The organism is Streptomyces sp. ISL-94, from assembly GCF_018614075.1.
In the GTDB taxonomy this organism is placed as follows: Bacteria; Actinomycetota; Actinomycetes; order Streptomycetales; family Streptomycetaceae; genus Streptomyces.
In genome coordinates this window covers 1-19,806 of record NZ_JAGGOZ010000006.1, presented here as the reverse complement: position 1 = coordinate 19,806, position 19,806 = coordinate 1, and the positions used below count along the sequence as shown (strand labels likewise).

The following is a 19,806-nucleotide window of genomic DNA, read 5'->3' as shown; positions in this document are numbered from 1 at the left end:
TGCCTCCGGGCCGGGGCGCGGGAGCCGCTACGCCTGCTCGCGCCAGCCGTTCGTGATCGGCAGCCGGCGGTCCTTGCCGAAGCCCTTCGCGGAGATCTTCGTGCCCGGCGGGTACTGGCGGCGCTTGTACTCAGCCGTGTCCACCATCCGCAGGGTCTTGGCGACCAGCTCGCGGTCGAATCCGGCCGCGACGATCTCCTCGATGCCCCGGTCGCGGTCCACGTACAGGGTGAGGATCGCGTCCAGCACCGGGTAGTCCGGCAGCGAGTCCGTGTCCATCTGGCCGGGGCGCAGCTCGGCGCTCGGCGGCTTCACGATGGAGTTCTCCGGGATGGGCGGGGTCTCGCCGCGCTCGGCCGCCGCGCGGTTGCGGTAATGGGCCAGCCGGAAGATGTCCGTCTTGTAGACGTCCTTGATGGGGCCGTAGGCGCCGACCGAGTCGCCGTACAGGGTGGAGTAGCCGACGGCCAGCTCGGACTTGTTGCCCGGGGCCAGCACGAGGTGGCCCTCCTGGTTGGAGACGGCCATCAGCAGGGTGCCGCGCAGCCGGGACTGGAGGTTCTCCTCGGCCAGGCCGGTCAGGCCCAGCCCGCCCATGTACGCGTCGAACATCGGCTCGATCGGCACGGTCCGGAAGTTCAGGCCGGTCCGCACGGCCAGGTCGGCCGCGTCCCCCCGGGAGTGGTCCGAGGAGTACTTCGAGGGCATCGAGATGCCGTACACGTTCTGCGCGCCGATCGCGTCGCAGGCGATGGCGGCGACGAGCGCGGAGTCGATGCCTCCGGAGAGGCCGATCAGGACGGAGCGGAAACCGTTCTTCGTGACGTACGCGCGCAGGCCCACGACCAGCGCGTCGTAGATCTCCTCGTCGTCGTCGAGGCGGTCGGCGTAGCCGCCCGTGACGACCGGCTCGTACGGGGCCACCGGATCCTCGGACAGGACCACGCGGTCGATGCGCAGCCCGTCGTCGACCACGCCCTCGGGGGCGTCGGCGCGCGCGGCCGGCAGGTCGAGGTCGACCAGGACGCAGCCCTCGGAGAACTGCGGTGCGCGGGCGATGACCTCGCCGGTGCCGTCCACCACGATCGAGTCGCCGTCGAAGACCAGCTCGTCCTGGCCGCCGATCATGGCCACGTAGGCGAGCGTGCAGCCGGCCTCCTGGGCGCGCTTCTGCACCAGTTCGAGGCGCAAGTCGTCCTTGTTGCGCTCGTACGGGGAGGCGTTGATCGAGATCAGCAGTCCGGCCCCGGCGGAGCGGGTGGCGGGGACGCGGCCGCCCTCCTGCCAGAGGTCCTCGCAGATGGCCAGGGCCACGTCGACGCCGTGCACCCGGATCACCGGCTGGGTGTCGCCCGGCACGAAGTACCGGAACTCGTCGAACACGCCGTAGTTGGGGAGGTGGTGCTTGGCGAAGCGCAGCACCACCTCGCCCCTGTACAGCACGGCGGCCGCGTTCTCCGGGGAGCCGGCCGGGCGGCCGAGCCGGGGCGCGGCCTTCTCGGTCCGGTCGAGGTAGCCGACGACGACCGGCAGCTCGCCGAGGCCTTCGGCCGCGAGGCGCGCCGCGAGCTCGCGCAGCGCGGTGCGGGAGGCCTCGACGAAGGACTCCCGCAGGGCGAGGTCCTCGACGGGGTACCCGGTCAGCATCATCTCCGGGAACGCCACCAGGTGGGCGCCCTGCTCGGCGGAGTGCCGGGTCCAGTGGACGACCGAGTCGGCGTTGGCGCTGATGTTGCCGACGCGCGAGTCGATCTGATTCAGAGCGAGGCGAAGTTGAGGCACGCGGCCCAGTGTAATCGTCTTTCTGACGCAATGCCCTGGGCCTGGCCTCTTTTCGCCCCTACAGCTGGTAGCCGAGGACCGTCATCATCCCGGATTCCGAGTGGTAGACGTTGTGGCAGTGGGTCATCCACAGCCCGGGGTTGTCCGCGTCGAAATCCGCCGTCAGCCTCGCGCCCGGCAGCAGGATCGCGGTGTCCTTGCGGGCCCCGCCGGCCTCGCCGCCCAGGGTGAAGGTGTGGCCGTGCAGGTGGACCGGGTGCCACATCGGCGTGGCGTTGGCGAACTCCAGCCGGACGCGTTCGCCCGCCTTCACCGGGTGCCGCTGGTCCGGCGTGTACGGCGCGCCGTTGAAGGCCCAGTTGTACCGGGACATGGAGCCGGTCAGTCGCAGCCGCACCGTACGGTCCGGCTCGCGCGGGGCCAGCGCGGCCGACTCCGCGGGCTTGAGCGAGTCCGCCATCAGCGGCGGCCCGTCCAGCTCGGCCGGCCGGGTGGCCGGGGTCGGCGCCGTCCCCGCCCCGGTACGCAGCACCGCGAGGGCCGACTGCCCCTTGCCCTCGGCGAGCGCGGTGAGCGGGAACACCCCGTCCTTCGCGGTGACCAGCACGTCGTAGCGCTCGCCCATGCCCAGCAGCAGGGAGCCCGTCGTCGCGTGCTCCACCGGGTAGCCGTCCGTGTGGGTGACCGTCAGTTCGTGGCCGCCGAGTGCGATCCGGAAGGCCGTGTCCCCGCCGGCGTTGATGATGCGCAGCCGGATCCGGTCGCCGGGGCTCGCGGTGAAGACGGACGGGTCCTGCGCGACCCGGCCGTTGACCAGGTAGTACGGGTAGGCGACATCCCCCGCCTCGTTGCCGAGGATGTCGCTGTCGGCGCCCACGAGGAGGCGCGGGGGCCTGCGGGAGGTGCCGGTGGTCTTGGGGGTGGGGCTGGGCGCCCGGCCGTGTGCGGCGTGCCCCTGGGGGTTCGCGCGCTTGCGGAGCTCGGCGAGGACGGCGTCCGGGGTGGCGCCGTCGACCCCGTCGATCCAGTCGTCCAGGACCACCACCCACTCCTTGTCGTACGAGAGGGGCTCCTTCGGGTCCTCGACGATGAGCGGCGCGTACAGCCCGCGGTCCTGCTGGACGCCGGTGTGCGGGTGGAACCAGTACGTCCCCGGGTGCGTGACGGCGAACCGGTACGCGAACGAGCCGCCCGGGGCGATGTCCCGCTGGGTCACCCCAGGGACCCCGTCCATGTCGTTGCGCAGCGCGATGCCGTGCCAGTGCAGGGAGGTGGCCTCGGGGAGGTTGTTGGCCAGGGTGAGGGCGAGGGTGCCGCCCGCGGTGACCCGGACCTCCTGGCCCGGCAGCTCGCCCCCGTACGCCCACGAGCGGACGGAGTGCCCGCCGCCGAGGTCGAGCGTGGCGGCGGTGGCGGTGAGCTTGACCTCGGTGAGCGGGCCGGTGGCCTTGCGGGCGGCCTCGGCGGCCTTGACCTCGGGGCCGGCGGGGTCGACGTAGCCGGCCACATCGGCGGCGGAACCGCCGTGCTGCATGGCCCCGTGACCCCGGCCGGAGTCGTGGGAAGGGCCGGAGCGCGAGCCGGCGGAGCCGCCGCAGGCGGTGAGCAGCGCCGCACCGGCGACGGCGGCGGCAGCGGATGCGGATGCGCCGAGCACGGAGCGGCGGGAGGGCCGCGAAGGCAGGGGGGAGGGCGTTCGGGCGGGGAAAGCGGGCATGGGGGAGCACCTCGTGGGTGTCGGGGCACGGGCAGGGGTGGGCGCGCTGGGGCGCCGCCCCACGGCTGACCGGGGGCGGCGCGAGGGCCGGTCCTATATCCGCAGTACCGGCGGCCGGCCTGCGCCGGACGGCCGGCCCGGAGCGCGGGCCGCGCCCCCGAGCGGCGCGGTCTCGCGGGAGCCGGCGGGGCCGGCGCCGAGGACCGGAAGGGTGAGCTCTCCGAGCACGGCGAGGCCGGCGGCCGGCACGGCTCCCTCGGCGGCCGGCACGGCTCCCTCGGCGACCGGTGCGGGGGCCGAGGCAACGAAGTGGCCCCCGGGCACGTCTGCGAAGGCGTGGGACTCAGCCGGACGGCCCCCGGTGTGCAGGGCGACGAAGCCCAGCAGCAGCGCGGCGAGCAGCAGGGGCAGCAGGAGCAGGCGGCGCCAGGGGGCGGCTCGCTGGTCACTGCGCGTCATGATCGGAACCCTACCGGGGGTGGGTATCCGAGCGAGGGACCGACGCCCCATCTGCTGAGGATTAGTCACACTATGTCCCCTCATGGCCTCTCCCCGCACACCGCCTGGCCCGTCGCGGCGCTCCTAGGCCTGGGCGCCGTGGTCGACGGCAGCGTCGAGGAGCGCCCCCGTACGGCCCTGCCCGCCACGCTGCGCGCCGCCGCCGCCCGCGCCCTCGGCCGGGTCGTCACCGCCGCCGGGCTGCCCGCCGCGCTGGGCCCGGCGGCCCGCCGCGCGACCGTACGGGCCTCCCGGACCGGCGGCGGCGACCCGGCCGCGCGGGACCTCGTACGCCGCTGCTACCGCACCGGCCGCGTCTGGCGCGGGGCCCTGCTGGAGAACTCCCGCTACCCGGACATGGCCGCGGAAGTCCTGGCGCTGCGCGGCACGCACCCCCTGACCGCGCCCGCCACCGTCCTCGCGGGCCACGACGGCAGCGCGGGGCGCGGCGCCCTGCGCTGGCTCGCCCGCCAGGCGGACCTCGCCGACCGGCTCGGCGCCCGCTTCGAGGTCGCCGAGCCCGCCGGACACCTGGTCATGCTGGACCGCCCGGACCAGGTGGCCCGGGCGGTCCTCACAGCGGGGGAGCCGGGTAGGGGTCAGCGCCTCGCGTAGACCTTCTCGACGAATTCCGCGATCTGGTCCTCCGACAGGTGCTGCGCCAGGTCGGCCTCGCTGATCATGCCGACCAGCTTCTTGTTCCTGATCACCGGCAGGCGCTTGATCTGGTGGCTCTCCATCTCCTCCAGCACCTCGGACACGTCCGCGTCGGCGTCGATCCAGCGCGGGGTGCCCTGGCACATGTCACCGCACGTCATCTTCGCCGGGTCCTTGCCCTTGGCTATACAGCCCACGACGATGTCGCGGTCCGTGATGATGCCGCACAGCCGTTCGTCGGCGTCGCTGATGGGCAGCGCGCCCACATTGAGGCGGGCCATCAGCTCGGCGGCCCGGTCCAGCGTCTCGGTGGCGGGGATCCACTGGGCCCCGGCGTGCATGATCTCTGCGGCGGTGGTCATCGCTTAACCTCCTGAACGCGCCGTTCGCGCCGGACGCGGTCGCGCCCGGCTCGGCGCCCCGCCGCGACGGGCCCGTTCGGCCCGCGCGGCCCCGCACGGCGGTACACACGCCCGTACGGGTGAGAGGGCGCCTCCCACCACCGTACGAGCGTGTCCCGTCACCCGCGCGGCGCAGCTCCGCGCTGCTTCAGCATGTCCGCCATCAGGGTGAGCTCCGAACGCTGCGCGTCGACCATGCCCTGCGCCAGCTCCCGCTCGACCAGGGTCCCGCACAGCCGGGCACAGCCCTCGGCCATCGCGACGCCGCCCTGGTGGTGGCCGGTCATCAGCTGGAGGTAGAGCACTTCCGCGTCCCGGCCGGAGGCGGAGCCCAGCTGCGCGAGCTCCTCCTTGCCGGCCATGCCGGGCATGAGCGCGCCGGGCTTGGCTCCGGGTCCGGCGTGCTCCCCGTGTCCCGAGTGGCCCGCGTGCTCGTCCTCGCTCCCCATCCACGACATCGGCGGCTCGCCCGCCACCACCTTCGGCAGCCCCCACAGGTCCAGCCAGCCGAGCATCATGCCCCGCTGGTTGGCCTGCGTGTTGGCGATGTCGTAGGCGAGGCTGCGGACCGCCTCGTCCTGGGTGCGGTCGCGGACGATGAAGGACATCTCCACCGCCTGCTGGTGGTGCACCGCCATGTCCCGGGCGAAGCCCGCGTCCGCCGAGTGGAGCCCCGGCGTGCGGGGCCCCGTACCGGAGTCCCCGCCGGCGGCGGCGACCGTGGCGGCCGCCGCGAACAGCAGCGCCAGCAGGACGGCCGTGCCCGCCACCCAGTACGTACGGGGCGTACGGCTCACTTGTCGCCCAGCCCGTTGGTGCAGGCCGCGCCCGGCTCCGGGGTCTGCGGGCCCTGCACGTACTTGGTGAAGAACTGCGCCACCCGGGGGTCGTCCGCCTTCTCCACGGTCAGCTGCTTGCCCCAGGCGCTGAGCATGATCGTGCCGGCCTGCTCCTTGACCGGGCTCATCAGCGTGTACGGGGTCTTGCCCACCGTCGCGGCGAGCGTGTCCAGGTCGCCCTTGGCGGCCTTCTCGTTGTACGTCACCCAGACGGCGCCGTGCTCCAGCGAGTGCACGGCGTTCACCTCCGGCAGCGGGTTCGCGTAGACGTCGCCGTTGCAGTTCATCCAGCGGGGGTGGTGGTCACCGCCGACCGGCGGGTTCATCTCGTACTTCACCGGGGTCTCGACGTGGTTGCGGCCCAGCTTCTTCGCGTCCCACTCCCGCTCGCCGTCGACCGGCGTGTTGCGGGCCTTCTCGATGGCGTCCAGCTTGCGCTGCTCGGTCTGCTTCTGGTCGATCAGCACCCACGCGCCGAAGCCGACCAGGCCGACGACGACGGCCGACGAGACCGTGATCGCGATGGCCGTGTTGCGCCGGTCCCGCGCCTTGTCGGCCCGGCGCATCTCGGCTATGCGCTGCTGGCGGGAGTGGTTGTCCGAGGTCCTGCTGGCCATGTGCCCTGATTCCTTCTGCTGATGAGGGGGGTGGATGGAACGGGAAACCGGACCGGTCAGGTCCGCAGCACCTGGAGGGCATGCAGGCCGGGGGCGCGCGCGAGGGGCTCGGGCGCCCGCATCCGGCCGGCCCCGCCGGCCGCGGCGGCGGGCAGCGGACCGCCGCCCGCCACGGCCACGGCGGGCGGCGGCACGGGCAGGACGCCCGGGATCGTATGCGCGAGGGACGAGCAGCCGGGCAGGTCGTACGGGGACACGCAGACGGCGTGCGCCGGCTCCCGGACCTGCGAGGCCGTCGGGGCCGGGGCATGGGGCTCACCGGGCCGCGCGCAGAGCAGGAGCACCCCCGCCAGCAGCCCGAAGGCCGTCAGCAGGACGGCGCGCAGCAGTCCGGGGCGTACGCGACGCCCCTGCTGCGTGTCCTGCCGGCCCCCCATGGGCGCAGATGGTAATGCTCATGACGGGTCCGAGGTCAGTGCGGGGGTGCCGCGACCTGTGGCAGGTGCGTAATGTGGCGGAAACCACCGCTGGCGATACTGGGCCGGCCCGACTGTGCCCAAACCCCCCGAGGGCGGTGGTGCACAGGCCGTCTGAACTGCGAGGATGAAGGCATGGACAAGCAGCAGGAATTCGTCCTCCGGACGCTTGAGGAGCGCGACATCCGCTTCGTGCGCCTGTGGTTCACCGACGTACTGGGCTTCCTCAAGTCCGTCGCGGTCGCACCCGCGGAGCTGGAGCAGGCCTTCGACGAGGGCATCGGCTTCGACGGCTCCGCCATCGAGGGCTTCGCGCGGGTCTACGAGTCCGACATGATCGCCAAGCCGGATCCGAGCACCTTCCAGATACTGCCGTGGCGCGCCGAGGCCCCCGGGACCGCCCGGATGTTCTGCGACATCCTGATGCCGGACGGCTCCCCGTCCTTCGCGGACCCGCGCTACGTCCTCAAGCGCATCCTGGCCAAGACCTCCGACCTGGGCTTCACCTTCTACACCCACCCGGAGATCGAGTTCTTCCTGCTGAAGGACAAGCCGCTGGACGGCACCCGCCCGGTCCCGGCGGACAACTCCGGCTATTTCGACCACACTCCGCAGAACGTGGGCATGGATTTCCGCCGCCAGGCGATCACCATGCTCGAATCGATGGGCATCTCGGTCGAGTTCAGCCACCACGAGGGCGCCCCCGGCCAGCAGGAGATCGACCTCCGCTACGCCGACGCGCTCTCCACGGCCGACAACATCATGACCTTCCGCCTGGTGATGAAGCAGGTCGCCCTCGAACAGGGCGTCCAGGCCACCTTCATGCCGAAGCCCTTCTCCGAGTACCCCGGCTCGGGCATGCACACCCACCTCTCCCTCTTCGAGGGAGACCGCAACGCCTTCTACGAGTCGGGCGCCGAGTACCAGCTCTCCAAGGTCGGCCGCTCCTTCATCGCGGGCCTCCTCAAGCACGCCGCCGAGACGGCCGCGGTCACCAACCAGTGGGTCAACTCCTACAAGCGCATCTGGGGCGGCTCCTCCCGCAGCGCCGGCGCGGGCGGCGAGGCCCCCTCGTACATCTGCTGGGGCCACAACAACCGCTCGGCCCTGATCCGCGTCCCGATGTACAAGCCGGGCAAGACGGGCTCCTCCCGCGTGGAGGTCCGCTCGATCGACTCGGGCGCCAACCCGTACCTCACGTACGCCGTCCTCCTCGCGGCGGGCCTCAAGGGCATCGAGGAGGGCTACGAACTCCCGGCCGGCGCCGACGACGACGTCTGGGCCCTCTCCGACGCCGAACGCCGCGCGATGGGCATCGAACCCCTTCCGCAGAACCTCGGCGAGGCCATCTCCCTGATGGAGCGCAGCGAACTGGTCGCCGAAACCCTCGGCGAGCACGTCTTCGACTTCTTCCTCCGCAACAAGAAGCAGGAGTGGGAGGAATACCGGAGCGAGGTCACGGCCTTCGAACTCCGCAAGAACCTCCCGGTGCTGTAGCCGCAGTCAGGGGCGGTATCCCGGAGCGGAACCACCTTCAGGGCCGGCGACGTCACGTCGTCGGCCCTGAAGCGTCTCACCGGTCTTGGGCCGACATCCCCCGACGGGGTCTTCAGCAGCTTGAGCGGGACATCACGTGGCCGACGGCCGGGGCTGTTCCGGTGGGACCGAACTCTCGGCGAGCGCCATCCACTGGTCGAGGTCGACCTGTGTGAACTCTGTCCACGGCGGAATCCCGGGGAGTTGGCGGAGGAGGTCGAACGCCTCCGCGATCCGTGGCCCGCGAAGCACCGGCGTGTGGCAGCCGGCGATGACCTCGGCGCCGAGCCGCTGGATGTCGTTGACCACCGCCTGGAACTTCTGGCCGTCCAGCAGCGCGACCCAGGGCGAGACCAGGCGCCCGCCGAAGAATTGGCCGTCCCGGAATTCGCCGGCGGACAGTTCTGCGATGTCGGGCATGGGAGTCGGCACGTTTGTCGCGAAGGTGTCCACCGCCCACAAGACGTTGGTCTTCGGATCGAAGAGGGCGCGGGTCGTCGGGTTGTCGTACAACGGCGGCCGTTTGGCGACCAGGGTCCGGTCGCCCACGTCCACGGTGTCGCCGTCGGTCATGAAGCGGCACCGGTTGATGGGCGTCTCCCACTCCTCGGCCATGCGCCCGATCGAGAACCACGTGGTCAGCAGGGTCGCGTTCGGGCATGCGGCGAGGACCGCCAAGAGGTTGCCGGCGTGGTCACGGTCGTCGTGGGTGAGGAAGACCCACCGGACGTCCAGGGGATCCACCACGGACCACGCAGCCTCCAGCCACTGTGCCCGCACCGCCGGCGCCCCGGTGTCCACGAGCACCGGTTCGGCGCCGCGGATCACCATCGAGTTCATCGGGAAGTGGCCGACCGGCGGGGCTTCCAGGGCCCACGGGATGACGAACGTCTCCTCGGCGATCTGGTGGGGCTGCAGGAGATTGAAGGATCCGCTGGTTGTCATCGCCGCTCTCCCTAGGACGGAGTGTGGCCGGCGCGCCCGTGAATCCAGTCCATGCCCATTGCGGGCCGTCGTCAAATGCGGAACACCGGGCACCGCCGCCGGACGAGCCGGCGCCGGTAATCGATGCCGCCCCCCGTCCCCCGTCGCCCGTCGCCGCTGCGCGGATCAGTGCACCGCGCGGTGCCAGGTGGGGGTGCTCGGGGTGTGGGGGGTGGTCGTGATGTGGAGTTCGGCGTCGAGGCCGAGGACTGCCGTCGTGGTGCCGGAGGCTTCGAGGACGGCGCCCGGGGCGCCCGCGTAGAGCATGCGGGATTCCGCCCAGGCAGGGGGGCCGCCGAGGGCCGTCGTGCCGATGGTGCCGGTGTCCGCGCGGCCGGCGATGACACGGCCCGCGACGCCGACCGCGCCGTAGCCGGCCCGGCCGCCCGCCTCCGCGACGCTGGAGACCTGCGGTCTGCCCGGGGTCGCCGTGACCAGGGCGGTACGGACGACCCCCGAGTCGGGGCGGCGGAAGTACAGGCGGACGCCCGCGCCCTCCGGGGTCGCCGACAGGGGGACCGTGGTGGCGGGCAGGCCCGTCGGCGACGGTCCGAGCAGCGGGCCGCCGGGGGTGGCCCGGATCCAGGCCAGGACCGAGTCGGTGGTGGTGGCGTACACGTGGTGGCGACCGGCGGAGTCGACCGCCGTCACCGGATCGCCCTGCAGGTCGTCGCCGCCCAGCCGCTGCCAGGAGGAGAAGCCGCCGTGCGGCTGCTGGGCGGCGGCGCGCAGGGTGCGGCGGGCGTCGCGGAGGTAGACGGTGACGCGGCCCTCCGCGTCCACGCCCGCCGAGGGCGCGCTGATCGCCGAGGTGCCCTCCTCGTCGCCCCGCTCGGGCGTGCCGAGCGACTGCCACGGGCCGAACGGGCCGTCGGGCGCGGACTGGACGGCGTACACGACCTCGCGCCGGTAGTCGGCGGGCGCGGAGCCGAAGACCGTGCGGGTGGCGAGGATCCCGATCCGGCCGTCGGGGAGGCTGGTGGCGGTCGGACCCGGGTCGATGCCGGTGCCGGGGAGGAGGACCGGTCCGGCCCAGTCGCCGCCGGGACCCCGGGACCAGTACGCGCCCTGCCCGTCCAGCGCGGCGACGGCCCAGAGGCGGCCGGGCGTGCCCTCCGCCAGCCAGGAGGAGTGGTCGGCGCGGCTGTAGCGCAGCGACTGGGCCCAGTTGCGCCCGGTCGGGTTGCCCGCGACCTTGCGGTCGCCGCAGCCCGAGGGGGAGCCGCAGTAGTTCTCGTGGTCGTGCCAGGCGTAGGTCCGCAGGTACCCGGTCTTCGTCTCGGCCGTCTGCGGGTCCAGCGCGTGGGGGAGGTCGCCGTTGTGGTAGCCGAGGTAGTTCTGGACCGAGAAGCGCGGGCGGTTCGTGACGCGTTCCGCGTAGGCGGCGGTCGCGGCCTGCAGGAAGCGCGCCCCGTACATGTGGTCCTGGTGGTCGGTGCACTTGCCGGACTCGTACCGGCCCGGAGTCGGGTCCTGCATCCGTATCGTCGTCGGCCGGTACCGCTCCAAAAGGCCGGCCAGCGCCTGTATCAGCTGGTCCTTGGTGTACGTGTACGTCCGCTTGACCGGGGTGCCGGAGGCCAGCTGGGACGGCAGCGCGGGTATCCGCCCGTTCCACAGGCCGCGCAGGCTCTCCGGGGTGTCCTCGCCGGTGGAGCGGGCCTCGCGCATCTGGAGCCACACCAGGTTGATCTCCGGCTTGGCGACGAGGACGTCCAGCTCGGCCTGGCCGCCGCCGGTGGTGGGTATGACCGTACGGCGCCACACGCCGGTCCGGTCCCCGAGGGCCATCTGCGCGTAGGCGGAGCGTATGCCGTTCTGCCGGGCCTCGGCGTAGTGGGCGTGGTCGGCGGGCTGCTCCGGGTCGTTGGCGGCGCCGCCCTTGGCCCCGTTGCGGCCGTCGGCCTCGCCGGAGGTGAGGTAGACGGTGGCGACCGGGATGCCGGCCTGCAGCGAGCGGCTGAGGTCGGGGTTCATGAAGAACAGGTCGTCGTCGGGGTGGGCGACGACCTGGACGACCGATCCGGCCGTGGTGCTCGCCGGGAGCGCGGCCGCCGGGGCCTTGTCCTGGGTGGCCTCGGCCGGCGTCTGCTGGCCGGAGGCGACGGCGAGCACACCGGTGGTACCGGCGGTCAGCACGGCTGCGAGCGCCGCGAAGCGGCGGCGGGTCATGGGCATCGGTCACGCCTCGGGGGTCGTTCGGTCGTTCGGTCGTTCGGTCGTTCCGGTCGTTCCGGTCGTTCCGGTCGTCAGTCGTCAGTCGTCAGGTCGTTCCGGTCGGGAGAACTGCTGAGCAGTCAGAGAGAGGCCCATACCGGCAAGTTGGTTCACTCATTTGGCCGATGACCGCCGGTTTCCGGAAAAGACCGGACGTGATTGCACCCTGCGGAGTTTTTAGTCCGGATATGTGACCGAAATATGGAAGCAATTCTTCCGCCCCTTGGGTCAACCGGTAGCCCGATCCGCGGTGTTGTGCGTGGAACGCTCCCTATGTGCTGCTGCGTCCCGCTACGGGGCGGCGTTGCGCGGCCCCACCGGCTGCCACGGCGCCAGGTACGCGTCCGGGGCGTCCGCCGTCGAGGTCACGTACAGCCGTGCGTCGAGCCCCACCACCGCCAGGCTGACCATGTTCTTTCCGGTCATCGTCGAGGCCGGCGCGCCGACGAACATCAGCGCCGACCGCTCCCACGGCCGCCCCCACCCGAGGTCCGAGCCCAGCTGCCCGCCCGCCGCGCGGCCGGCCAGCACGTGCCCGCTCGCCGTCACCGCGCCGAAGCCCTGGAGGCCGCCGAGGTCGGTGAGGTGGTTCACCTTCAGCCCGCCGTCACCCGTGACCAGGGCGGTACGGACGTTGCCGGATCCCGGCTTGCGGAACCACAGCCGCACCCCGCCCTCGCGGCCCTCCGCCGTGAGCGGGAGCGTGGTGTCCGGCAGCCCGGTGGCGGTGGCCGGGCCCAGGGGGGCGCCCGGCTTCGGCTGCACCCAGCCCACCACCGTCTTGGAGGTCGAGGAGAAGACCATCCGCCGGCCGGCGCCGTCGGTGGCGGTGGCCGGGGTGCCGTGCAGGTCGGTGCCGCCGTACTTCTCCCACGGGCCCCAGCTGCCGTCCGCCTGCTGCACCCGGCCGCGCAGGGTGTACGAGCCGTCGCGGACGTACGCCGCCGGCCGGCCGGTGCCGTCGACCGAGACGGCGGGCGCGCTGATGTCGGAGGTCCAGTTCTCGTCCGCCGTCTCGGGGGTGCCCAGCGACTGCCACTCCCCGAACTCCTCGGAGCCCGGAGCCTTCTGGGCGGCGTGGACGACCTCGCGCCGGTAGTCGGCGGGCTTCGCGCCGAAGGAGGTGCGGGTGCCGAAGACGGCGATCCGGCCGTCCTCCAGGGTGACGGTGGACATGCCCTGGTCCATGCCGGTGCCAGGGAGCAGGGTGGGCCCGCTCCAGCGGCCGATGAGGCCGGTCCGGTGCCAGACGGCGACCTGGCCGTCGAGCACCTTGAAGGCCCACAGCCCGTGCTCCTTGTCGGAGGTCAGCCAGGAGGTGCCGGTGCCGCGGGCGTAGTTGATGGACTCCGTCCACCGGTTGCCCGCCGGGTTCCCGGACACCTTGAGGTCGCCGCAGCCGGCGTCGCTGCCGCAGTGGTTCTGCCGGTCGAGCCAGGCGTAGGTGCCCAGGATGTCCAGCTTCGCCTGGGCCTCCTCCGGATCCAGGGTGCTGGGGAGGGAGCCGTTGAAGTAGCCGACGTAGTTCTGCACCGCGAAGTGCGGGCGGTCCTTGACGTCCTTCGCGTAGGCGGCGGTGGCCAGTTGCACGAAGCGGGCGCCGTAGAGGTGGTCCTGGTGGTCGGTGTACCGCTTGGTGTCGGGGAACCGGCCGGGGGTCGGGTCCTGGGCGCGGATGGTGGTCGGCTTGTACTGCTCCAGGACGCCGACCAGCGTCTGGACGACCTGGTCCTTCGTGTACGTGAACCTCTGCTTGACCGGGGTCCCCGAGGCGAGCACCGACTCCAGGCGGGCCACCGTGCCGTCCCAGAGGCCGTGGAGGCTGTCGGGGGCGGGCTCGTGGACGGTGCCGGCCTCGCGCATCTGCAGCCAGACGAGGTTCACCTGCGGCGCGGCCACGAGGACGTCGACCTCGGCGTGGCCGCCGCCCTTGGTCGGGACGACGGTGCGCTTCCAGGCGCTGCTGCGGTCGCCGGTGGCCATCTTGGCGTAGGCGGCGCGTATGCCGTTCTGGCGGGCCTCGGCGTAGGCGGGCTTGTCGGGCTTGGCCGAGCCCCGCCTGCCGTCGGCGGCGTTGATGCCGTCGGCTTCGCCGGAGGTCAGGTAGACGGAGGTCACGGGGCGGCCGGCGGCTATGGAGTAGCGCAGGTCCGGATTCATGAAGTAGAGGTCGTCATCCGGATGCGCGACGACCTGGAGCACGCGACCGGGGTCGGGCGCGTCGGCCGGGGCCGCGGGGGCGGTGGCCTTGCTGTCGGGGGGCGCGGGGGCGGCGAGACGGTCGAGGGCGTCGTTGCCGCGCAGGACGAGCATGCTGCCGGCGGCGGTGGCGGCACAGAACGCCACGACCTTGACGAGCCCCTTCCACTGGCCGCGGGGGCGCGAGGTGCCACGTGCCCGGCGGCCCCCGGCCCCGGTCTCGGCCTCCGTGCCGGCCTCGGCGGTAGGGGCCCGCAGCCCGGCCTGCCGAGCGCGCGCGGCCGCGGCGCCCGCCCCGCCCGAGCGGCGCCCGGCCTCACCGGCCTTCCCGGCACGCCGAGCGGCCCGCCGGCCCTGCCGGGCACCGGCGGGTGCGGTGGCCTGCGGGCCCTCACCGTGCGGTGCTTGCGCGTCCTCCACGGTGGCGGGCGGGGCCGGCGGCCAGGGCTGCGGTCCTTGCGCGTCCTCCACGGTGGCGGGCGGGGCCGGCGGCCAGGGCTGCGGTCCTTGCGCGTCCCCCACGGTGGCGGGCGGGGCCGGCGGCCAGGGCTGCGACGCTTGTCCGTGCATTGCGGCAGGCGGGTTCGGCGGCCAGGGCTGCGACGCTTGCCCGTGCATTGCGGCGGGCGGGGCCGGCCGCCAGGGCTGCGGCCCCTGCCCGTGACCCGCGGCCGCGTGCCAGGTGCCGAAGGCCGCGGTGTCCTGCGGGGGCTCCTCGACCGGGTGCTCCGCCGGCGGGAACGCGTGCCACGCCCCAGGGCCGGGGCGTCCGTCGGGCATGGGGCTCCTCGTGGCCGGCCGGAGGCGGGGAGTTGGCCCCATGGCGCCATAAATCTTCGGATCATCAGATAAGCCCCCGCATGATACGCGGCGGTGAGTCGAACGCCTGCTCCGGCTACGCTCACCCCAGGCACGCCAGGGCAGGCACCGACAACCGCGGGAGGCGGCGGGATGACAGTCCCGGGACGCAGGAGCAGCACCTTCATCCGGCTGCTCCGCAGCGGTTTCACCGACCCCTCCGCCGCCGCCCGGCTGCTCGACGCCGACGCGCTGGCCGCCGTACGCGCCGACCCGGTGCTCCTCGACGCCCTCGGGGCGACCGCCGATCCCGACCTCGCCCTCCGCGGACTCGTCCGGCTCGCCGAAGCGCAGCCGTCCGACGAGCTGCCCGGGCTCCTCGACACCCTCGTCAGCGCCAAGCCGCTCCGCGACCGGCTGCTCGGCGTGCTCGGCGCCTCCGAGGCCCTCGGCGACCACCTCGCCCGCCACCCCCTCGACTGGCAGGCCCTCGTCACGTACGAGGCCGCCGACCTGCACCCCGGCCTCGCCGACTTCGAGCGCGGACTCGCCGACGCGCACGACCCGGTCCAGCTCCGCGTCTCCTACCGCCGCTGCCTGCTCTCCATCGCCGCCCGCGACGTCTGCGGGACCATAGACGTCGCCGAGACCGCCGCCGAGCTCGCCGACCTCGCCACCGCCACCCTGCGCGCGGCCCTGCGCATCGCCTCGGCCGCCGCCCCCGCGGACGCGGCCGCCTGCCGCCTCGCCGTCATCGCGATGGGCAAGTGCGGCGGCAACGAGCTGAACTACGTCTCCGACGTCGACGTCATCTTCGTCGGCGAGGCCGCCCCCGGCACCGACGAGGGCAAGGGCATCCAGGCCGCCACCCGCCTCGCCTCCCACCTCATGCGGATCTGCTCCGAGACCACCGTCGAAGGCACCATCTGGCCCGTCGACGCCAACCTCCGCCCCGAGGGCCGCAACGGCCCCCTCGTCCGGACCCTCTCCTCCCACCTCGCCTACTACCAGCGCTGGGCCAAGACCTGGGAGTTCCAGGCCCTCCTCAAGGCCCGCGCCGTCGCCGGCGACCCCGACCTCGGCGCCCAGTACATCAACGCCACAAGCCCCCTCGTCTGGCAGGCCGCCGAGCGCGAGAACTTCGTCCCCGACGTCCAGAAGATGCGCCGCCGCGTCGTCGACAACATTCCCGCCGCGCAGGTCCACCGCGAGCTCAAACTCGGCCCCGGCGGCCTGCGCGACGTCGAGTTCGCCGTCCAGCTGCTCCAGCTCGTGCACGGCCGCAGCGACGCCACCCTGCACTCCGGCACCACCCTCGACGCCCTGCACGCCCTCGCCGCCGGCGGCTACGTCGGCCGCGCCGACGCCGCCCAACTGCACGACGCGTACCGCTTCCTGCGCGCCATGGAACACCGCATCCAGCTCTACCGGCTGCGCCGCACCCACCTCGTCCCCGAGGACGAGAACGACCTCCGCCGCCTCGGCCGCTCACTCGGCCTGCGCACCGAACCCGTCGCCGAGCTCAACAAGGCCTGGCGCCGCCACGCCTCCGTGGTCCGCCGCCTCCACGAGAAGCTCTTCTACCGCCCGCTGCTCGACGCCGTCGCCCAGCTCACCCCCGGCGAGACCCGGCTGTCCACACGCGCCGCCGGCCAGCGCCTCGAAGCCCTCGGGTACGCCGACCCGGCCGCCGCCCTGCGCCACCTCGAAGCCCTCGCCTCCGGCGTCACCCGCGCGGCGGCCATCCAGCGCACCCTGCTCCCCGTGCTCCTCGGCTGGTTCGCGGACTCCGCCGACCCGGACGCCGGCCTGCTCAACTTCCGCAAGGTATCCGAATCCCTCGGCAGGACCCCCTGGTACCTGCGGCTGCTCCGCGACGAGGGCGCAGCCGCCGAAAACCTCGCCCGCGTCCTGTCCGCAGGCCGCCTCGCCCCCGACCTGCTCATGCGCGCCCCCGAAGCCGTGGCCCTGCTCGGCGATCCCGAAGGCCTCCAGCCCCGTAGCCACGAGGCCCTGGAGCAGGAGGTCCTCGCCGCCGTCGGCCGCGCCGAGAACCCGGAAGCCGCCGTCGCCGCCGCCCGCGGGGTCCGCCGCCGCGAACTCTTCCGCACCACCGCCGCCGACATCATCGGCTCGTACGGTACGGAGGACAGCCCGGCCGAAGAGGACCACGGAGCCCTGGTCGACCGGGTCGGCGGAGCCGTCTCCGACCTCACCGCCGCCACCATCGCCGGCGCCCTGCGCGCCGCCGTCCACAGCCACTACGGCGACACGCTGCCCACCCGCTTCACCGTCATCGGCGTGGGCCGCTTCGGCGGCCACGAGCTGGGCTACGGCTCCGACGCCGACGTCCTCTTCGTCCACGAACCCCGCGAAGGCGTCGACGAACAGGAGGCCGCGAAGGCCGCCCAGACCGTCGTCGCCGAGATGCGCCGGCTGCTCCAACTCCCCACCGCCGACCCGCCGCTGCTCATCGACGCCGACCTGCGCCCCGAAGGCCGGTCCGGCCCGCTCGTCCGCACCCTGGCCTCCTACGCCGCCTACTACCGCCGCTGGTCCCTGACCTGGGAGAGCCAGGCCCTGTTGCGCGCCGAACAGGTCGCCGGAGACACGGACCTGGGAGACCGCTTCATCGACCTCATCGACCCGCTGCGCTACCCCACGGAGGGCCTCGGCGAGGACGCGGTCCGCGAGATCCGCCGCCTCAAGGCCCGCATGGAGTCGGAACGCCTGCCGCGCGGCGCCGACCCCACCCTCCACACCAAACTCGGCCGCGGCGGCCTCAGCGACGTCGAGTGGACCGTCCAGCTCATCCAGATGCGGCACGCCTGGGCCGAACCGGGCCTGCGCACCACCCGCACCCGCCGCGCCCTGTACGCCGCGCACGCCGCCGGCCTCATCCCGACCGAGGAAGCGCAGATCCTGGACGAGGCCTGGGTGCTGGCGACCCGGGTCCGCAACGCCGTGATGCTGGTCCGCGGCCGGGCCGGCGACACCTTCCCCTCCGAGGCCCGCGACCTGGCGGCGGTGGCCCGCTACCTCGGCTACGCCGAGGGCACGGTCGGCGAGATGCTCGACGACTACCGCCGCATCACCCGCCGCGCCCGCGCGGTGGTCGAGGAGTACTTCTACGGGGCGTAGGGCCGGAACGACCTCCTACGCGGCCGCCCGCCGCACGGCCGCGAAAGTGCCGCGGGCGGGCTCGCCCTCCGGGGTCTGCCAGCCGGCCGTGACCCGGACGTGGGCGTGGTCGCCCGGAGCCGCGGGGGACTCCGGGTGCAGGACGCGGGTCACCGTCACGGTGGGCTCGGCGTCCAGGGGCAGGTCCGTGCCTTCGACGGTGACTGTGGGGTCCGGCGTGCCGCTCTCGTTCTGCCGCTGCGGCACCGCCTCGCCCCGCAGCAGCGCGCGGAGCTGCGCCATCAGCACCGGGTCCTGGGCGCCGTCGTACACCCAGCGCAGCCCCAGGACCCCGTGTTCCGACGTGCCGACGAGGGCGTGCTCGGCGCCGTCCAGCGGGGCCCCGCGGTACGTCAGAGGCACGTGGTAGGTGACCGGGCTGTCGCCGGCGGTGTCGGTGACGACCATGAACTCCATACCGACCTCGCCCTCGGGGTCGTCAAGCCGGAAGCCGCCCGCCTTGGCCAACTGCGGGGCCCGGCCCGGGAGACCGGCGTACCAGGGCTGGTTCGGCAGCCAGGCCGCCAGGAGCTCCACTTTGCCGGGGGTCATGGTGGTGCGGTGAATGACGGCCATGCCGGGACAACTCCTGGGCGCGGGTGCGGAAGCGGAAGCGGAACAGCACCGCCGCGGCCCCGGGGGGCCGCGGCAGCCGGTGGAGGAGTGTAGTCGACGGCCCCCACGACGCCGGGCCGGCCGCGGGCCGGAACGCAGACCGGTGCAGCGGCAACCACCGTGCTCGGAAGCCTACTTGGGACCAGACCGCGGCAGCTCGTCCGGCTCGGCCCCGCCCCGCAGGGTCCGCGCATGGGCGAGGAAGGCCGCCAGGCCCACCTCGAAGGCCGCGTCGGCGCGGCCCGGGCCCACCGTCGCCAGCGCGCGGGAGAGCAGCGGGGTGTCCGGGGACGGTTCCCACATGCTCTCGGGTGCGGCCAGGTCGAGTGCCGAGCCCAGCACCAGGTTCTCCAGCGCCGTCAGCAGCGGCATCACCTGGCCGCCCGCGAAACCCGCCGCCAGCAGCAGCCCGACCGCACGCTCGTAGTGCGCGAGCACCTTCGGGGCCCGCACCGGCGTGGTCATCAGCAGCGGGATGGCCCGCGGGTAGGCGGCGAAGGCGGCCCGGTAGGAGCGGGCCCACTCCTCCAGGGCCCGGTCCCAGGGCTCCAGGGCCCAGGCCCCGTCGGTGATCCGGTCGCACACGAGCTCCCGTATCAGCTCCACCACCCCCGCCCGGCCGTCCACGTGGTGGTACACCGACCCGGTCTGCACGCCCAGCGCCCGGGCGATCTGCGGAACGCTGAACTCGCCGTGCTCCGCGACCAGTTGGAGCGCGGTCGTGGCGATGCGCTCCCGGTCGAGGAGCGGGGTACGCGGCCGTGCCATCGGTTTTCTCCCGCCGTCAGGTCTTCCCGTATCCCGAAACCGGAGGCTACATTGCCGCAAACCGAAAGCCTTTAGGTTTTCTTCCCTCCGCAGCCTGCCGTTCGCAGAAGGGTGCCGCCTCCCCATGCCCCAAACGCCAGCGGCGCCACCACCCGCACCCGCCGGGCTCATGGCCCTGATGCTGCTCGCGGCCATCGCCGTACCCGTCTACTTCCGGGGCGTGGCCCACGCGGAAGGCCCCTGGCGGACCGTGATCGCCCCCTTCACCGCCGCCGCCCTGCTCGCCGTGGCGATCTTCCTGGTCGTCTCCAAGGTGGGCCTCTTCACCATGGCCTCCGCCACCGTCAACACCGTCCTCATCGCCCTCGTCCCCGCCGTCTTCCTCGCCGGCCTCGCCCTCGCCCAGCGGCTGAAGACCCGCCGCCCCGAGGTCTACGCCCGCTTCGCCGCAGAGCCCGCCCCCGCAGAACACGTAGAACACGTAGAACACGAAGAAGGAGAAGAATCTCAATGATCGTGTCA

Annotated in this window: 16 protein-coding genes; 4 read left to right on the top strand and 12 right to left on the bottom strand. The window is 73.3% G+C overall.

Translation table 11 applies throughout. The annotated features are described in order from the left end of the window. Nucleotides 1-27 precede the first annotated feature (27 nt). From J7E94_RS01715 to J7E94_RS01705, 3 genes are all read right to left on the bottom strand, one after another. Nucleotides 28-1,782: an NAD+ synthase gene (locus tag J7E94_RS01715; RefSeq protein WP_215011664.1), complete on the bottom strand. Its 1,755-nt coding sequence runs from the start codon at nucleotides 1,780-1,782 to the stop codon at nucleotides 28-30. Between the two features lie 58 nt (nucleotides 1,783-1,840). Further along, nucleotides 1,841-3,499 carry a multicopper oxidase family protein gene (locus J7E94_RS01710; protein ID WP_251055978.1) on the bottom strand — a complete coding sequence of 553 codons (1,659 nt, stop codon included), beginning with the start codon at nucleotides 3,497-3,499 and terminating at the stop codon, nucleotides 1,841-1,843. Nucleotides 3,500-3,592: 93 nt separating this feature from the next. Next, nucleotides 3,593-3,958, bottom strand: a complete 366-nt coding sequence (locus J7E94_RS01705; RefSeq protein WP_215011662.1) for a hypothetical protein — start codon at nucleotides 3,956-3,958, stop codon at nucleotides 3,593-3,595. A 72-nt stretch (nucleotides 3,959-4,030) separates the two neighbouring features. On the opposite strand from J7E94_RS01705, the gene J7E94_RS01700 reads away from it, so the two are divergent. Continuing rightward, nucleotides 4,031-4,612 carry an alpha/beta fold hydrolase gene (locus tag J7E94_RS01700; protein WP_215011660.1) on the top strand — a complete coding sequence of 194 codons (582 nt, stop codon included), beginning with the start codon at nucleotides 4,031-4,033 and terminating at the stop codon, nucleotides 4,610-4,612. Here the strand turns inward: J7E94_RS01700 and J7E94_RS01695 are convergent. The 4 genes from J7E94_RS01695 to J7E94_RS01680 all read right to left on the bottom strand — a co-directional run bounded on the left by J7E94_RS01695 (nucleotide 4,597) and on the right by J7E94_RS01680 (nucleotide 6,948). Then, on the bottom strand, nucleotides 4,597-5,016 hold the full coding sequence (locus tag J7E94_RS01695; protein WP_215011658.1) for a CBS domain-containing protein: 420 nt from the start codon (nucleotides 5,014-5,016) through the stop codon (nucleotides 4,597-4,599). The two genes, J7E94_RS01700 and J7E94_RS01695, sit on opposite strands and share 16 nt — an antisense overlap. Nucleotides 5,017-5,174: 158 nt before the next feature. Next, nucleotides 5,175-5,852 (bottom strand): DUF305 domain-containing protein, encoded by a 678-nt coding sequence (locus J7E94_RS01690; protein WP_308344373.1) that lies wholly within the window; start codon nucleotides 5,850-5,852, stop codon nucleotides 5,175-5,177. Then, nucleotides 5,849-6,511, bottom strand: coding sequence for a DUF3105 domain-containing protein (locus J7E94_RS01685; RefSeq protein WP_215011656.1), 663 nt, complete (start codon nucleotides 6,509-6,511; stop codon nucleotides 5,849-5,851). The genes J7E94_RS01690 and J7E94_RS01685 overlap by 4 nt, the downstream gene beginning before the upstream one ends. A gap of 56 nt (nucleotides 6,512-6,567) precedes the next feature. Then, entirely contained in the window at nucleotides 6,568-6,948 is a 381-nt protein-coding gene (locus J7E94_RS01680) for a hypothetical protein (RefSeq protein ID WP_215011654.1), read from the bottom strand. Between the two features lie 174 nt (nucleotides 6,949-7,122). Between J7E94_RS01680 and J7E94_RS01675 the strand changes: the two genes are divergently transcribed. Then, nucleotides 7,123-8,484, top strand: a complete 1,362-nt coding sequence (locus J7E94_RS01675) for a glutamine synthetase family protein (RefSeq protein WP_030717411.1) — start codon at nucleotides 7,123-7,125, stop codon at nucleotides 8,482-8,484. Between the two features lie 132 nt (nucleotides 8,485-8,616). Here J7E94_RS01675 and J7E94_RS01670 read toward each other — a convergent pair whose 3' ends face one another. The 3 genes from J7E94_RS01670 to J7E94_RS01660 form a co-directional block, all read right to left on the bottom strand. Continuing rightward, a complete protein-coding gene (locus J7E94_RS01670; RefSeq protein WP_215011652.1) occupies nucleotides 8,617-9,468 on the bottom strand; it encodes an MBL fold metallo-hydrolase in 852 nt (283 codons plus the stop codon). A gap of 165 nt (nucleotides 9,469-9,633) precedes the next feature. After that, nucleotides 9,634-11,685: a PIG-L family deacetylase gene (locus J7E94_RS01665; RefSeq protein ID WP_215011650.1), complete on the bottom strand. Its 2,052-nt coding sequence runs from the start codon at nucleotides 11,683-11,685 to the stop codon at nucleotides 9,634-9,636. Nucleotides 11,686-12,015: 330 nt separating this feature from the next. Further along, nucleotides 12,016-14,493, bottom strand: coding sequence for a PIG-L family deacetylase (locus J7E94_RS01660; RefSeq protein ID WP_251055977.1), 2,478 nt, complete (start codon nucleotides 14,491-14,493; stop codon nucleotides 12,016-12,018). Between the two features lie 381 nt (nucleotides 14,494-14,874). Here J7E94_RS01660 and J7E94_RS01655 point away from each other — a divergent pair, with 381 nt between their 5' ends. Continuing rightward, nucleotides 14,875-17,862 carry a bifunctional [glutamine synthetase] adenylyltransferase/[glutamine synthetase]-adenylyl-L-tyrosine phosphorylase gene (locus J7E94_RS01655; protein ID WP_215011648.1) on the top strand — a complete coding sequence of 996 codons (2,988 nt, stop codon included), beginning with the start codon at nucleotides 14,875-14,877 and terminating at the stop codon, nucleotides 17,860-17,862. A gap of 15 nt (nucleotides 17,863-17,877) precedes the next feature. Here the strand turns inward: J7E94_RS01655 and J7E94_RS01650 are convergent, their stop codons facing one another. Next, nucleotides 17,878-18,477: a 1,4-alpha-glucan branching protein gene (locus J7E94_RS01650; RefSeq protein ID WP_215011646.1), complete on the bottom strand. Its 600-nt coding sequence runs from the start codon at nucleotides 18,475-18,477 to the stop codon at nucleotides 17,878-17,880. 171 nt (nucleotides 18,478-18,648) lie between these two features. After that, nucleotides 18,649-19,284, bottom strand: coding sequence for a TetR/AcrR family transcriptional regulator (locus J7E94_RS01645; RefSeq protein ID WP_215011644.1), 636 nt, complete (start codon nucleotides 19,282-19,284; stop codon nucleotides 18,649-18,651). A 124-nt stretch (nucleotides 19,285-19,408) separates the two neighbouring features. Between J7E94_RS01645 and J7E94_RS01640 the strand changes: the two genes are divergently transcribed. Beyond that, the gene (locus J7E94_RS01640) at nucleotides 19,409-19,798 is read left to right on the top strand and encodes a hypothetical protein (RefSeq protein ID WP_215011642.1); all 390 of its coding nucleotides are present in this window, start codon (nucleotides 19,409-19,411) and stop codon (nucleotides 19,796-19,798) included. Nucleotides 19,799-19,806 lie beyond the last annotated feature (8 nt).